General features: G+C 71.3%; 20 protein-coding genes. 10 read left to right on the top strand and 10 right to left on the bottom strand.

Features of this window, described 5'->3' with window-relative positions:
* Positions 1-13 precede the first annotated feature (13 nt).
* Together ACGFIA_RS20430 and ACGFIA_RS20425 are read left to right on the top strand one after the other, a co-directional pair.
* The gene (locus ACGFIA_RS20430) at positions 14-223 is read left to right on the top strand and encodes a type II toxin-antitoxin system VapB family antitoxin (protein ID WP_357388550.1); all 210 of its coding nucleotides are present in this window, start codon (positions 14-16) and stop codon (positions 221-223) included.
* On the top strand, positions 220-639 hold the full coding sequence (locus tag ACGFIA_RS20425) for a PIN domain nuclease (RefSeq protein ID WP_357470544.1): 420 nt from the start codon (positions 220-222) through the stop codon (positions 637-639). The genes ACGFIA_RS20430 and ACGFIA_RS20425 overlap by 4 nt, the downstream gene beginning before the upstream one ends.
* Before the next feature lie 13 nt (positions 640-652).
* Here ACGFIA_RS20425 and ACGFIA_RS20420 read toward each other — a convergent pair whose 3' ends face one another.
* The 4 genes from ACGFIA_RS20420 to ACGFIA_RS20405 form a co-directional block, all read right to left on the bottom strand.
* Positions 653-1,063 carry a PIN domain-containing protein gene (locus tag ACGFIA_RS20420; protein WP_357470547.1) on the bottom strand — a complete coding sequence of 137 codons (411 nt, stop codon included), beginning with the start codon at positions 1,061-1,063 and terminating at the stop codon, positions 653-655.
* The gene (locus ACGFIA_RS20415) at positions 1,060-1,344 is read right to left on the bottom strand and encodes a hypothetical protein (RefSeq protein WP_357470550.1); all 285 of its coding nucleotides are present in this window, start codon (positions 1,342-1,344) and stop codon (positions 1,060-1,062) included. The genes ACGFIA_RS20420 and ACGFIA_RS20415 overlap by 4 nt, the downstream gene beginning before the upstream one ends.
* A 76-nt stretch (positions 1,345-1,420) precedes the next feature.
* The gene (locus ACGFIA_RS20410; RefSeq protein ID WP_013287870.1) at positions 1,421-1,675 is read right to left on the bottom strand and encodes a hypothetical protein; all 255 of its coding nucleotides are present in this window, start codon (positions 1,673-1,675) and stop codon (positions 1,421-1,423) included.
* Positions 1,672-1,986: a DivIVA domain-containing protein gene (locus ACGFIA_RS20405; RefSeq protein WP_357388558.1), complete on the bottom strand. Its 315-nt coding sequence runs from the start codon at positions 1,984-1,986 to the stop codon at positions 1,672-1,674. The genes ACGFIA_RS20410 and ACGFIA_RS20405 overlap by 4 nt, the downstream gene beginning before the upstream one ends.
* 366 nt (positions 1,987-2,352) lie before the next feature.
* On the opposite strand from ACGFIA_RS20405, the gene ACGFIA_RS20400 reads away from it, so the two are divergent.
* Both ACGFIA_RS20400 and ACGFIA_RS20395 read left to right on the top strand, forming a co-directional pair.
* Entirely contained in the window at positions 2,353-3,231 is an 879-nt protein-coding gene (locus ACGFIA_RS20400; protein ID WP_357388560.1) for a helix-turn-helix transcriptional regulator, read from the top strand.
* Entirely contained in the window at positions 3,224-3,424 is a 201-nt protein-coding gene (locus ACGFIA_RS20395; RefSeq protein WP_357388562.1) for a DUF397 domain-containing protein, read from the top strand. The genes ACGFIA_RS20400 and ACGFIA_RS20395 overlap by 8 nt, the downstream gene beginning before the upstream one ends.
* A 55-nt stretch (positions 3,425-3,479) precedes the next feature.
* Here ACGFIA_RS20395 and ACGFIA_RS20390 read toward each other — a convergent pair whose 3' ends face one another.
* Together ACGFIA_RS20390 and ACGFIA_RS20385 are read right to left on the bottom strand one after the other, a co-directional pair.
* Entirely contained in the window at positions 3,480-3,761 is a 282-nt protein-coding gene (locus ACGFIA_RS20390; RefSeq protein WP_357388564.1) for a type II toxin-antitoxin system RelE/ParE family toxin, read from the bottom strand.
* On the bottom strand, positions 3,758-4,027 hold the full coding sequence (locus tag ACGFIA_RS20385; RefSeq protein WP_174361730.1) for a type II toxin-antitoxin system prevent-host-death family antitoxin: 270 nt from the start codon (positions 4,025-4,027) through the stop codon (positions 3,758-3,760). Before ACGFIA_RS20385 ends, ACGFIA_RS20390 begins: the two co-directional genes overlap by 4 nt.
* A gap of 93 nt (positions 4,028-4,120) precedes the next feature.
* Here ACGFIA_RS20385 and ACGFIA_RS20380 point away from each other — a divergent pair, with 93 nt between their 5' ends.
* A complete protein-coding gene (locus tag ACGFIA_RS20380) occupies positions 4,121-5,260 on the top strand; it encodes a site-2 protease family protein (protein ID WP_357388567.1) in 1,140 nt (379 codons plus the stop codon).
* A 2-nt stretch (positions 5,261-5,262) separates the two neighbouring features.
* Here ACGFIA_RS20380 and ACGFIA_RS20375 read toward each other — a convergent pair whose 3' ends face one another.
* The gene (locus ACGFIA_RS20375) at positions 5,263-6,489 is read right to left on the bottom strand and encodes an FAD-binding protein (RefSeq protein WP_357470553.1); all 1,227 of its coding nucleotides are present in this window, start codon (positions 6,487-6,489) and stop codon (positions 5,263-5,265) included.
* Between the two features lie 67 nt (positions 6,490-6,556).
* On the opposite strand from ACGFIA_RS20375, the gene ACGFIA_RS20370 reads away from it, so the two are divergent.
* Positions 6,557-6,985, top strand: a complete 429-nt coding sequence (locus tag ACGFIA_RS20370; RefSeq protein ID WP_357470556.1) for a hypothetical protein — start codon at positions 6,557-6,559, stop codon at positions 6,983-6,985.
* Positions 6,986-7,159: 174 nt separating this feature from the next.
* On the opposite strand, the gene ACGFIA_RS20365 is transcribed toward ACGFIA_RS20370, so the two are convergent.
* A complete protein-coding gene (locus tag ACGFIA_RS20365; RefSeq protein WP_357388573.1) occupies positions 7,160-8,089 on the bottom strand; it encodes an LLM class F420-dependent oxidoreductase in 930 nt (309 codons plus the stop codon).
* An 87-nt stretch (positions 8,090-8,176) separates the two neighbouring features.
* Between ACGFIA_RS20365 and ACGFIA_RS20360 the strand changes: the two genes are divergently transcribed.
* Positions 8,177-8,485 carry a metalloregulator ArsR/SmtB family transcription factor gene (locus tag ACGFIA_RS20360; RefSeq protein WP_357388575.1) on the top strand — a complete coding sequence of 103 codons (309 nt, stop codon included), beginning with the start codon at positions 8,177-8,179 and terminating at the stop codon, positions 8,483-8,485.
* Between the two features lie 3 nt (positions 8,486-8,488).
* Positions 8,489-9,010, top strand: a complete 522-nt coding sequence (locus ACGFIA_RS20355; protein WP_357388577.1) for an SRPBCC family protein — start codon at positions 8,489-8,491, stop codon at positions 9,008-9,010.
* Between the two features lie 21 nt (positions 9,011-9,031).
* Here the strand turns inward: ACGFIA_RS20355 and ACGFIA_RS20350 are convergent, their stop codons facing one another.
* Both ACGFIA_RS20350 and ACGFIA_RS20345 read right to left on the bottom strand, forming a co-directional pair.
* The gene (locus ACGFIA_RS20350; RefSeq protein ID WP_357388579.1) at positions 9,032-9,589 is read right to left on the bottom strand and encodes a Uma2 family endonuclease; all 558 of its coding nucleotides are present in this window, start codon (positions 9,587-9,589) and stop codon (positions 9,032-9,034) included.
* 47 nt (positions 9,590-9,636) lie between these two features.
* Complete coding sequence (locus ACGFIA_RS20345; RefSeq protein ID WP_357388581.1) at positions 9,637-10,020, bottom strand: hypothetical protein; 384 nt, start codon at positions 10,018-10,020, stop codon at positions 9,637-9,639.
* A gap of 125 nt (positions 10,021-10,145) precedes the next feature.
* Here ACGFIA_RS20345 and ACGFIA_RS20340 point away from each other — a divergent pair, with 125 nt between their 5' ends.
* Positions 10,146-11,102 carry an ATP-binding cassette domain-containing protein gene (locus ACGFIA_RS20340; RefSeq protein ID WP_357388583.1) on the top strand — a complete coding sequence of 319 codons (957 nt, stop codon included), beginning with the start codon at positions 10,146-10,148 and terminating at the stop codon, positions 11,100-11,102.
* On the top strand, positions 11,099-11,923 hold the full coding sequence (locus tag ACGFIA_RS20335; protein ID WP_357388585.1) for an ABC transporter permease: 825 nt from the start codon (positions 11,099-11,101) through the stop codon (positions 11,921-11,923). Before ACGFIA_RS20340 ends, ACGFIA_RS20335 begins: the two co-directional genes overlap by 4 nt.
* The last annotated feature ends 6 nt before the right edge of the window (positions 11,924-11,929 follow it).

Here is an 11,929-nt window from a genome sequence, read left to right as displayed (position 1 = left end):
GAGGAGGCGCAGCGTGTCCCGAACCATCCTTGACGTCGATGACGAACTCCTGGCCGAGGCCGCCGAGATCCTCGGCACCGGCACCAAGAAGGCCACCGTCAACGCCGCGCTTCAGGCAGTGGTCAACCGGGAGAAGCGCCGGGAGTTCGCCGAATGGCTCAAGAGCGGCGGCCTGCCAGACCTCACCGACCCGCAGCAGGCGTCGAAGCCCGAAGCGGCATGACGCGGGAGCGCTACCTTCTCGACAAGTCCGCGCTGGCCAGGTGGCCGAAACCTGCCGTGGCAGCCGTCCTGGACGAGTTGTCCGAGCGCGGCCTGCTGGCGGTCTGCGGCGCAATCGAGATCGATGTTGTGCACAGCGCCCGCTCGGCCAAGGACGCGAAGCGCGCGCGATGGCTGCTCCGCGGCTTCGACTGGCTCGCCATGCCCGACGACATCTGGGATCGGGCGATCGACGTCCGGGTGCAGGCGCTGCACAAGGGCAACCACCGCGCGCTCTCGATGGCCGATCTGCTGATCGCCGCGACGGCCGAACGGCATGGCGTGACAGTTCTGCACTACGACGGCGACTTCGACCTGATCACCGCGATCACCGGCCAGCCGACGACGTGGGTCGTCCCGGCCGGAAAGGCCGACTGACCGACTCCGGCCCTCACTCCCACGAGTCGGAGATGTCGAGGACTTCGAGATCGGGTGGGGCCGCTGCCGCCACCGTCTCGGCGTCCCGCGTCACCAGGTAGCAGCGGTAGAGCACGGCGGTGGCGACCGCATGGGCCACGTCGAGCGGCACCTTCCGGCTCGCCGCGATCCGGGCCACCCGCCGGCTGGTCGGGCCGTCGTAGACCGCGATCCGGATGTCCCGGTCCGTGTCGAGGAGCAGGTCGAGCAGGTCGGCGGCCGGAGTATCCGCGACCTGAAGCTGCGCCTGCCCGAGGCAGAGCGCCGGGATCCACACCTCCTGCTCGGGATCCTCCTGCGCGAGGGTCAGCAGCGCACCCGGTTCGACGCTGTCGCCCGCGGCGTACGCGAGCAGTGCGGACGTGTCCAGGACGAGCCCGTTCACGCGGCGGCCGCCCCGTCACCGTCCCCGAACTGGCGCAGCCACTCCATGTTCCGTTCGTGCTGCTCGTCGCTGATCGGTGGCTGTTGGGCCAGCCTCCGGCGGGCCCGCTCGACGTCCTCGTCGGTCACCACGTAGCCGTGCTCGGCCCATCGAGCCCGCAGGCCGTCCGCGCGCATCTTGCGACGGAGCACGTCGGCGATGAAGCCGGACGTCGTGCCGTGCGACCGCTCGACGTACTCGGCCACGTCGTCGGGCAGGCTGATCGTGATGCGCCGCGTCATACTCTCACCATAGCTCGTGCATACTCCGCTTGCGGTGCGGCGCGCGGGTGTCGTCCGACCCTGCTCCGGCGCATGCTCATCGCGGCCGGAACCGCCGGGAACACTCACCGTCGTGTCCGGGCCGGAGCAGACACCGTTGCCCGCCGGGCAGCAACCGGTCGCAGAACACCCAGTGGCGGACGTTCTGGTCGTCCTCCGCCGAGACGGTGGTGCCGCCCGGCTCGGTCTGCGGCAGGACATGCGTCCAGTGCGCCACCACCCGCGCCAGCCGCTGAGCGGAGAGCAGGTCGTTGACGACGACCGGCAGGTGGATCACCCAGCGCTCGGTCACCTGTCGTACCCCCGTTCGCTGCGGGCCCGGGCCTGCTCCGACTGCCAGCGGCGAAGCGCGTTCTTGATCCGGTCTGTCTCCCGGCGGCTCTGCGCCAGCGCGTCGTAGACGGCGGCCAGGTCACCGGCGACCCGGTCGAGGAACTCCCGCACCTCCTGCGGGTCGAGCCCGCGCCGGCCCAGCGGGGTCGGCCGGAAGCTCCGCTCACGGACCTGCCACGGGCGCAGGGGTTGGTAGGCGGACGAGCGGTAGCAGGTCGATCCGAGGACCGACCGCCGGCGACGCCGGACACGCCGGAGGAAGACGCGCATGACAGGACCTGCCTCTCACCGTCGAGATCGAACCGTGGAAGGGCGGGCCCGCCGGCCCGCCCCGCACCGGCGGACCCACCCCGGGCACCTGCCACCGCAGCCTTCGACCAGCAGTACGTCAGCAGGGCTCACATGGCCATTGAGCAGGAGAACTCCACAGTGGCCGCAGGGGAAGTGAAGCACCGCATCTAGTCAAATGCAACGTCTAACAGAGAGCGTCCTACTAGAGCCACATGCATTTAGTAGAACTCAGCGTGACGTGTCTATTGTTTCTGATACATCAGCGGCGTTTAATTGAACGGAGGCGCGTCAACTATGACCTGACCATCGGAGGCAGGGGTGTCACAGGCCGTAACGGGATCGACCATGCTTCGGCGACAGCTGGGCAGGAAACTCGAATCCCTCCGCAAGGCTGCCGGGCTGACGATGGAGAAGGCCGCCGAGGAACTGGACCGGGCGAGGGCAACCCTCTATCGCATCGAGAGCGGCGCCGAGAACGTCCGGTTCCGCGCGGCGGACGTCAAGGAGATGCTCAAGCTCTACGGCGCTTCGGAGGAGGACGGCGAACTGGTTCTCGCCATGGCATCGGCCACGCGAGAAAACAAGAACTGGTGGCACGACTACATCGGCTCGGGCCTTCCGCGCTGGTTCCAGCTCTACATCGGCCTTGAAGCAGCGGCGTCCAGCATCCGGCAGTACCAAGCCGAGTTGGTTCCCGGCCTACTCCAGACGCGCGCCTACGCCGAGCAGCTCTTCCGGATGCCCGGCGGCGCCATCGAGGCAGGTGACCGCGAGGGCCAAGAGCGAGCCATCCAGCTCCGCGTGGAGCGGCAGGCACTTCTCACCCGCTTCTCCGCCCCACAACTCAGCGTGATAGTCAACGAGGCGGTGTTGCGGCGTCCGGTTGGTGGAGCGACCATCATGACCGAGCAGCTACATCAGATCCTGAAGGCCGCAGAGCTACCCAACGTAACCGTGCAGGTTCTAGCTTTTTCTTCCGGGCTGCACGCCGGAGCGATGGCCGGGGCTTTCTCGATCCTGGAATTTCCGCGAGACAGCAGCGGCAAGGAGGTGGAACCGCCGGTGACATACCTGGAAGCCGCTACCGGTGCCATCTACCTCGACAAGCCACACGAGACCGACGCCTACAACACCATCTGGACTGACATAGCGAGCCGCGCGCTGAGCGAGTCCAAGTCGAAGAGCCTGATCCAGCATGTCGCAGAGGAGTACTCCCGTGCCTGACCTGACCGGCGCCGTCTGGCGCAAGTCGACCCGCAGCAACAACGGCGGGGAGTGCGTGGAGGTGGCCGACAATCTCCCCGACGTGGTCGGCCTGCGCGACAGCAAGAACCCCGCTGGCCCGGCCCTCGCTTTCCCGCCGGGCACTTGGGCCGCCTTCATCCGGGCCGTCAAGAGCGAGACGCTGAGCCGCTGACCGTTGCCCGCGCCGACACCGGAGCGGCGGCATCATGATCTCACCGGAGTCAGGCTCAGAGCGTGTCATAGACATCGCCACGATGGCCGAGGTGAACCACGAGGACGATCAGTTCACGATCGCGGACGGTGTAGATAATGCGGTAGTCACCGACCCGGATGCGCAGTAGACCGGGATGCCCGGCTAGCGCCTTCACCCCGGCCGGACGGGGCTCGATGGCCAGCGAGGCGACGGCGTCGACAAGGCGGGCCTGCACGGGTCTATCGAGCTTGCGCAGCAGCTTGGCAGCGGCTCGATCGACCCGGACGGCGAAGACCGGCTCCGGTGGCAGCGTCACAGGCCGAGCTCGTCGCGCAGGTCGGCCAGCGGGACGGGGGTGTCGCCGGCGTCGATACGGGCCAGGGCATCGCGGGCCGCCGAGACATCTGCGGCGTCCTCGGCTCGCTCGATCGCTTCGGCAAGCTCGGCGGGGACGATGGCCGCCAAGCGCTGCCCCCGGCGGGTCACGTAAGTGATCCGCCCGGCGTAGTGGGCACGTGACACGACATCCGCGAGGCTGTCTCGGGCATCGGAGATCGGCAGTTCGGCGGCGGGCTCGCTCATATCCCGATTGTACAACTCGTACGACTCGTACGAGTGCAAAGTGCCGCCTGCTGGCTCTGGTGTGCGGGTGGGTGCGCCGGGTATGACGGAAACATGAGGGCGAGTTTCCGGCTGGGCCGGATTGCGGGCGTACCGGTCGGCGTCAACTGGAGTGTCCTGGTCATCTTCGTGCTGATCGCGTGGGCGCTGTCGGCCAGCCTGTTCCCGGCCTCGTACCCCGGTCACTCCCCCGTCGCCTACGTCGCGGCCGGCCTGGCCGCCGCCGTGGTCTTCTTCCTCGGCCTGCTCGCCCACGAGGTGGCGCACGCGGTCGTCGCCAAGCGCAACGGCATCGAGGTCGAGGGCATCACGCTGTGGCTGTTCGGCGGCGTCGCCGAACTGAAGGGCGAGGCGAAGGACCCGGGCGCCGAGCTGCGGATCGCCGGGGTCGGGCCACTGGTCAGCCTGATCATCGGCGTGGTCTTCGCGGCGATCGCGGTGGCGGTCGCCGCCGCCGGCGGGCACGGCCTGCTGCTCGGCGCGCTGGCGTGGCTGGCGGGCATCAACGTGCTGCTGGCGATCTTCAACGTGCTTCCCGCCGCCCCGCTGGACGGCGGGCGGCTGCTGCGCGCGGCGGTCTGGAAGTTCACCGGCGACCGGACCAAGGCGTCGGTAGTGGCGGCCCGCGCGGGCTGGGTGCTCGGCGTCGTGCTGATCGGGCTCGGGCTGTGGCGGTTCTTCACCGGCGCCGGGTTCGGCGGGCTGTGGCTGGCGCTGATCGGCTGGTTCCTGCTCGGCGCCGCCGGCCAGGAGGAGCGTGCCGCCCGGATGGGCGACGCGCTGCGCGGCATCCGGGTCGGCGACGTGATGACGCCGCAGCCGCAGACCGCGTCCGGCGACCTCACAGTTGCCGACTTCGTCGACCACTACCTGTTCGCGTACCGGCACTCGGCACTCCCGCTCACCGTCGACGGCAGGCCGGTCGGTCTGGTCACGCTCGATCGGGTACGCGGCATCGCGGCGGACCGCCGCGCCTCGACCACGCTGGCCGAGGTGTCCTGCCGCGCCGACGAACTGGTGCTCGCCCGCCCGGACGAGCAGCTCACCGACCTGCTGCCCCGCCTCAACGAGTGCACCGACGGCCGGGCGCTCGTGGTGATCGACGACCAGCTTGTCGGCATCGTCTCGCCCAGCGACATCAGCCGGGCCGTGCAGCGCGGCAGCCTGCGCCAGCAGGTACCGGCCGGGCGCTGACCTCAGTCCCGGGGGAAGTAGCGGTCCATCTCGGCGGTGCGGAACTTCCCCTTCGGGTCGAACTCGCGCAGCAGCGCGGCGAAGTCGGCGTGCCGGGGGTACGCGGCGGCCGGATCGCGCTCGAACAGCTTGCCCCAGTGCGGGCGCGGCGCGAACGGGGCGAGCCGCTCCTCCACCTCGGCCAGCACCGGCGCCACAGCCACCGGGTCGCCGATCCAGGTGAAGTGCAGCGCCAGCGAGTCGCGCCGGAAGTTCGGGCTCAGCCACAGCTCGTCGGCGGCGACCGTACGCAGCTCACAGATCTGGAGCACGGCGGCGATGCGGTCGGCGACCGGATCGAGCGCGGCGAGCGCCGCCGAGGCGTCGGCGCGGGCCACGTGCCACTCGGACTGCAACTCGTCGCCGCTGCTCGGGGTGAAGCCGAGCCGGAAGTGCGGCAGCCGCTCGTGCCACGGCCCCGGCTCACCGAGCTGAGCGGTGCAGTGCTCCGGTGACATGCCGGGCACCGGGTGCCGGGGCGAGTCGGCGGCCACCGTGTCCAGCCAGTCGGCCGGCGGCGGCGGCTCGTCGGCGTGCTGCTTGACCCACACCTGGTCGAAGCGCTCCGAGCGCCACGAGGTGAAGACGCTGACGCTGTACGCGGCGTCGAGCGCCTCGTCCAGCGCCGCGCGGGGCAGGCCGAGGCGGACGTGCTGGCGCACCGCGTACGTGGGCACCACGTCGAGCGTGAGCCGGGTGACCACACCCAGCGCGCCCAGATTGACCACCATCCCGGCGAAGCGCGGGTCACTACGGTCGACGGTGATCAGGTCGCCGTCGGCGGTGACCAGTTCCAGCGCGGCGACGGCGGCGGCGAGGTTGCGATTGCGCGCGCCGGAACCGTGGGTGGCGGTGGCGACCGAGCCGGCCACCGAGATGTGCGGCAGCGAGGCGAGGTTCGCCAGCGCGTACCCCTGAGCCTGGAGCGCGGTGGCCAGGTCGCCGTAGCGCAGGCCGGCCGCGACGGTGACGGCGCCGCGGTCGGGGTCGAGCGCGACGGTGGGCGGCAGGCCGTCCAGCGTGATCTGGGTGCCGGTGGTGTCGCCGAGCCGGTTGAACGAGTGGCCGGTGCCGACGGCCCGGACCAGGTCGGCCTCCGCGACCAGCCGCCGCAGCTCGTCGGTCGAGGTCGGCCGCGATCGGGTACGCGCCGACCAGCTGACGTTTCCGGCCCAGTTGGTCTCCGTCATGCGCTGCATCATCCGCCATCATGCGCCGGCAGGGTTGCCCCGGCCACTCGGCGGGAATCCTGGCGGGATGAGCAGCTACCGCGACCCGAGCCTCCGCGGCGACGTGTACCCGTCGGAGGAGGAGATCGACCCGACCGGCGTGGACCCCGACGCTGCGGAGATGCCGCCCGCCGGTGTGGGGCCCGCCGCTGCGGAGATGCCGCCTGCCGCTGTGGGGGTGGTGCCCGCCGCGACCGCGCCGGTGCCGGGGCCCACGCCGGAGCCCGAGCCGGTCCCGGTGCCCCACCCGGGGCCGCCGCCACGCCAGGCCTCCGGCCGGTCGATCGTGACCCGGCACCTGGACGGCTCCGTCGAGGTGGTGACCGACCTGGACGGCGACGGCGTGGCCGACGTGGTGCAGGTCGACCTGGACGGGGACGGTGTGCCCGACGTGACGTACCTGGACAGCGACCGCGACGGCCGCCTCGACACCGTCCGCCGCGCCACAACAAGCTGACCCGCCCGAAACTCACGCGACTCGGCGACGATCTTGGAGTTCTGGCGCGGGAGCGCCTCCCGTAAAGCGAGATTGTTGTTCCGCAAGGTGGGATAGATGGAGATCTTGGCATGAAAGGGCCCCTATGGGGCCGTTTGGTACCAAGATCTCGACGGGGGGCGGGCAGGGGCCGGGTCAGAGCTGGGGCATGACCTCGGCGGCCACCAGCTCCAGGTGGTCCAGGTCGGTCAGGTCCAGCACCTGGAGGTAGGCGCGCGAGCTGCCCGCCTCGGCGTACCGGCTGAGCGTCTCGACCACCTCGGCGGGCGTGCCGGCGGCGCCGTTCGCGCGCAGCTCCGCCGGGTCGCGCCCGATCGCCTCGGCGCGACGCTTCACCTCGGCCTCGTTCCGGCCGCAGCAGAGCACGAGCGCGTTCGACCAGATCATCGTCGACGGGTCCCGGTCGATCGCGGCGCAGGCGTCGCGTACCCGCCCGAACTGCGTGACGGTGTCCTCGACCGAGACGAACGGCAGGTTGAACTCGTCGGCGTACCGGGCGGCCAGGCGGGGCGTGCGCTTCGGTCCCATGCCGCCGAGCAGGATCGGCGGGCGGGGGCGCTGCACCGGCTTGGGCAGCGCGGGCGAGTCGCTGACCGGGTAGTACGTGCCGGGGAAGTCGAACGTGGCGCCGTCCGGGGTGGACCAGAGCCCGGTGATGACCGCGAGCTGTTCCTCCAGCCGGTCGAACCGCTCCCCCAGCGGCGGGAACGGGATGCCGTACGCGGTGTGCTCCTCGGCGTACCAGCCGGTGCCGATGCCCAGCTCGACCCGGCCGCCGCTCATCTGGTCGACCTGCGCCACGGTGATCGCCAGCGGGCCGGGCAGCCGGAACGTGGCGGCTGTCATCAGCGTGCCGAGCCGGATCCGGGTGGTGTCGCGGGCCAGGCCGGCGAGCGTCGTCCAGGCGTCGGTCGGGCCGGGATCACCGCTCACCGAACCCATCTTCAGGTAGTGGTCGGAGCGGAAGAACGCGGCGAAGCCGGTCTCCTCCGCGCGGCGGGCCACGGCGAGGAGCTGGTCGTATGTGGCGCCCTGCTGGGGCTCGGTGAAGATCCGCAGTTCCATCCCCCGAGCATAGGGAGCCGGCCGGCGCGGGGCAGCGCCACCTTTGATTCCTTGCCGGGCATATAACGGATGCGGCATATTGAAGTCGTGACCGTCGACGCCTTCGCCGTGCTGGCCGAGCCCGCCCGGCGCCGCATCCTGGACCGGCTGCGCCGGGCGGAGAGCAGCGTCGGCGAGCTGGTGGACGCGCTGGGCATGAGCCAGCCGGCGGTCTCCAAGCACCTGCGCGTGCTCCGCGACGCCGGCCTGGTCACCTGCCGCACGGCCGCGCAGCGGCGGATCTACCGGGTCGACGTGGCGCCGCTGCGGGCAGTGGACGACTGGCTCGGGCCGTACCGGTCGATGTGGACCGCGCATCTCGACGCCCTGGAAAGCCATCTCGACAGTCAGGAGTGACAGATGGACCGCGACTCGTTCCGTCCCGGCCCGCTCGCCCGGGTGGCGCTGACCCCCGAAAACGAACTGATCTTCGTCCGCGCCCTGCGGCACCCGCCGGAGAAGGTGTGGGCCGCGCTCACCGACCCGGAGCAACTTGCCGGGTGGGCGCCGTTCCTGGCCGACCGCGGCCTGGGCCGCACCGGCGACGCCGTGCTCAGCACCGTCGACGGCGAGCAGACCCACCCGGCGCCGGCCCGGGTGCTGCGCGCGGACCGGCCGAACCTGCTGGAGTACACCTGGGGCGACGACCTGCTCCGCTGGGAGCTGACCGCGACAGGCGACGGCACCACGCTGACGTTGCGGCACCGGGTCGCCCGGCCCGACCTGGCCCCGTCGATGGCCGCCGGCTGGCATCTGTGCCTGGACGTCGCCGCCCATCTGCTCGACGGTGACCCGGTCGGCCCGATCCGGGGCGCGGAGGCGAAGGACTTCGGCTGGGCGGAGCTGCGCGACGCGTACGCCGAACGCCTGGACCGCGACTGACGCACTCCCGCGCGGCTCGTCCTACCCGTCGAGGTGGTCGGCGGGGGCGGTCTGCAGCAGCCACGCGAGCGGCATCCGGGCGTGCTCGGCGTACCGGCCGTCGCCGGTGAGCTCGTGGAGCGTGACGGTCTGCGCGCCGTCCCGCTCCACGACCCAGTAACGCGGGATGCCGGCCGAGGCGTACTCCCGGGCCTTGGTCGCCGAGTCCATGGTCTCCGAGCCGGGCGAGACGATCTCGACCACCAGCACGAGGTCGGCCACGGCCGACCAGACTCGACGGGCGGGCGGCTTCCGCCACACCGTGATGTCGGGAATCCGGCCACCGTCACCGCTGGGCCCGGGCACCCGAACGCCGACGGCCTGGAGCACCTGCTCGGCAGGCCAGCCCGCCATGATCAGCCAGGCGAAGATCCGGCTCGCGATGATGGCGTGCTCCGAGTCGGGCGGCGGCATGACCGACAGAACCCCCTCGGGGCTGGTCTCGTAGCGGTGACCGTTCGGGTCGACGGCGTTCATCTTCGCGACGTCGTCGAGCGTCACGACGGCGGGCATGTGCATGCCGACTGCCTCAGCGCTCATGACGCCATCCTATGGCAGCAGCCGGCATCACCGCGGCATCCAGCCCGTCACGCGGTCCGGCGGCGCAGCCACCCGGCGGCGCCGCCGACCAGCGTCGTGCCGATGGTGGTGCCGATGGCCACCAGCGCCGCACCGACCGCCCACAGGCCGGTGTCGTCTGTCGAGGCGGCGTGCACCGCCCACGGGACGGTGAACGCCACTGTCATCACCGTCCCCACCAGCCAGACGTTCAGCCACCAGCCGCCGACAGCGGCCAGCGCGCACAGGGTCAGCACCGCGGCGGCGACCTGCCAGACCGCGTACGGCCCGCTCATGTCGCCCGTCTCCGGGTCCGTGGTCCAGCCTGATTCCCAGCTCAGCCAAGCCGCCCAGGCACCGGCCGTGGCGAGCGCCAGGAACAGACCGCCGAGCAGCGTACGTCTCCTTGTCACGCCTCCGATCCTCCCCCGGTCGGCGGCCCGCGCGAATGAGCACGCGTACTCGATTCCGGCAGCGCACACGGCCGTGTGCGCGGCGTGTGCGCCGGGTGCCAGCGGCACCGGTCATCGTCGGCGTCATGAGTTACGCATTCGAAGCGGAGGGCCTGGTCAAGCGGTTCGGTACGACCACCGCGCTGGCCGGGATCGACCTCGCCGCACGCCGGGGAACCGTGCTGGGGGTGCTGGGGCCCAACGGCGCCGGCAAGACCACTGCGGTACGGATCCTCGCCACACTGCTGCGCCCGGACGGGGGACGCGCCACCGTCGGCGGCCACGACGTGGTCACCGACGCCGCCCGGGTACGCCGGCTGATCGGGCTGACCGGCCAGTACGCCTCGGTCGACGAGGACCTGACCGGCACCCAGAACCTGGCGCTGATCGGCCGCCTGCTCGACCTGAGCCGCCGCGAGGCACGGGCGCGGGCGGCGGAACTGCTCGCCTGGTTCGGCCTGACCGACGCGGCCGGGCGACCGGCCAAGACGTACTCCGGTGGCATGCGCCGTCGCCTGGACCTGGCCGCGAGCCTGGTCGGCCGGCCGGAGGTGATCTACCTGGACGAGCCGACGACCGGCCTGGACCCGGCGAAGCGGGAGGAGATGTGGGGCGTGGTCCGTTCGCTCGTCGACGACGGGTCGACGGTGCTGCTCACCACGCAGTACCTGGACGAGGCCGACGCGCTCGCCGACGAGATCTCGGTGATCGACCACGGGCGGGTGATCGCGCACGGCACGCCCGGCGAGCTGAAGCGGATCGCCGGCAGTCAGACGATCGTGGTCCGGCCGACCGATCCGGGCCGGATCGGCGCTGTCGCCGAGATCCTGCGCGTCAGCACCGGGGCCGATCCCGAGCTGCCCCGGCCGGGCCTGCTCACCGTGCCGGTGGACAGCGACGCCACGTTCCCGACTGTGGTGCGCCGTCTCGACGAGTCCGGCATCGGGGTGGCGGAGCTGGCGCTGCGGCTGCCCAGCCTCGACGAGGTGTTCTTCACGTTGACCGGCCACGGTGCCGAGGAGTCCACGGAGGTGGCGGCATGACCACGACGACCCGCGCGGCGGCGACGCCGTCCCGGACCGGCACCGCCCACGTCGCCGGCCGCCCGTTCGGGCTGTTCCGGCACAGTCTGGCGCTGGCCGGCCGCAGCCTGGTCAAGACGGTACGCACCCCGGAGCAACTGCTGGACGTCACGCTCCAGCCGATCGTCTTCGTGCTGATCTTCGTCTACCTGCTCGGCGGCGCGGTCGCCGGCTCACAGCACGAGTACCTCCAGCTCCTGCTTCCCGCGATCATGGTGCAGACCGTGCTGTTCGCGTCCATCGCGACCGGCGTCAGCCTCAACACCGACGTCGAGAAGGGCGTCTTCGACAGGTTCCGCAGCCTGCCCATCGCCCGGTCCGCGCCGCTCGTCGGCTCGGTGGTCGGCGACCTGGTCCGGTTCGTGGTCTCCATCGTGGTGCTGCTGGGCTTCGGGTACGCGCTCGGCTTCCGGGTCGGCACCGATCCGCTGTCCGCGCTCGCCGCCTGCCTGCTGACCATCGGGTTCGCGTTCGCGGTCAGTTGGATCGGTGTGCTGCTCGGCGTGGTGATGCGCAGCCCGGGCGCCGTGCAGGGCACCGCCTTCCTGCTGCTGTTCCCGCTGACCTTCGGCACCAACATGATGGTGCCGACGGACACGCTGCCCGGCTGGTTGCAGTGGTGGGTCGGGGTCAACCCGGTGGCCGACGTAATGGAGGCGACCCGGGGCCTGATGATCGGTGGTCCGGTGGCCGGGCCGGTGAGCCGGACGCTGCTCTGGACCGTGGCGATCATCGCGGTGTTCGCGCCGCTCGCCGTCCGCGCCTACCGCCGCCGCGCCTGAGCAGAC

The sequence above is a fragment of the Micromonospora sp. NPDC049203 genome (assembly GCF_043197215.1).
In the GTDB taxonomy this organism is placed as follows: domain Bacteria; phylum Actinomycetota; class Actinomycetes; order Mycobacteriales; family Micromonosporaceae; genus Micromonospora.
Note: the sequence above shows the minus strand (reverse complement) of the source record. Positions and strands in the feature narration are given on the sequence as shown.

What these genes read in the sequence shown, in the direction of transcription:
- ACGFIA_RS20425 (WP_357470544.1), top strand. Translation starts at nt 220, where the DNA reads ATGACGCGGGAGCGCTACCTTCTCGACAAGTCCGCGCTGGCCAGGTGG.
- ACGFIA_RS20385 (WP_174361730.1), bottom strand. Translation starts at nt 4,027, where the DNA reads ATGAGCGAGCCCGCCGCCGAACTGCCGATCTCCGATGCCCGAGACAGC.
- ACGFIA_RS20375 (WP_357470553.1), bottom strand. Translation starts at nt 6,489, where the DNA reads ATGACGGAGACCAACTGGGCCGGAAACGTCAGCTGGTCGGCGCGTACC.
- ACGFIA_RS20335 (WP_357388585.1), top strand. Translation starts at nt 11,099, where the DNA reads ATGACCACGACGACCCGCGCGGCGGCGACGCCGTCCCGGACCGGCACC.
- ACGFIA_RS20415 (WP_357470550.1), bottom strand. Translation starts at nt 1,344, where the DNA reads ATGACGCGGCGCATCACGATCAGCCTGCCCGACGACGTGGCCGAGTAC.
- ACGFIA_RS20350 (WP_357388579.1), bottom strand. Translation starts at nt 9,589, where the DNA reads ATGAGCGCTGAGGCAGTCGGCATGCACATGCCCGCCGTCGTGACGCTC.
- ACGFIA_RS20400 (WP_357388560.1), top strand. Translation starts at nt 2,353, where the DNA reads ATGCTTCGGCGACAGCTGGGCAGGAAACTCGAATCCCTCCGCAAGGCT.
- ACGFIA_RS20405 (WP_357388558.1), bottom strand. Translation starts at nt 1,986, where the DNA reads ATGCGCGTCTTCCTCCGGCGTGTCCGGCGTCGCCGGCGGTCGGTCCTC.
- ACGFIA_RS20380 (WP_357388567.1), top strand. Translation starts at nt 4,121, where the DNA reads ATGAGGGCGAGTTTCCGGCTGGGCCGGATTGCGGGCGTACCGGTCGGC.
- ACGFIA_RS20370 (WP_357470556.1), top strand. Translation starts at nt 6,557, where the DNA reads ATGAGCAGCTACCGCGACCCGAGCCTCCGCGGCGACGTGTACCCGTCG.
- ACGFIA_RS20340 (WP_357388583.1), top strand. Translation starts at nt 10,146, where the DNA reads ATGAGTTACGCATTCGAAGCGGAGGGCCTGGTCAAGCGGTTCGGTACG.
- ACGFIA_RS20365 (WP_357388573.1), bottom strand. Translation starts at nt 8,089, where the DNA reads ATGGAACTGCGGATCTTCACCGAGCCCCAGCAGGGCGCCACATACGAC.
- ACGFIA_RS20355 (WP_357388577.1), top strand. Translation starts at nt 8,489, where the DNA reads ATGGACCGCGACTCGTTCCGTCCCGGCCCGCTCGCCCGGGTGGCGCTG.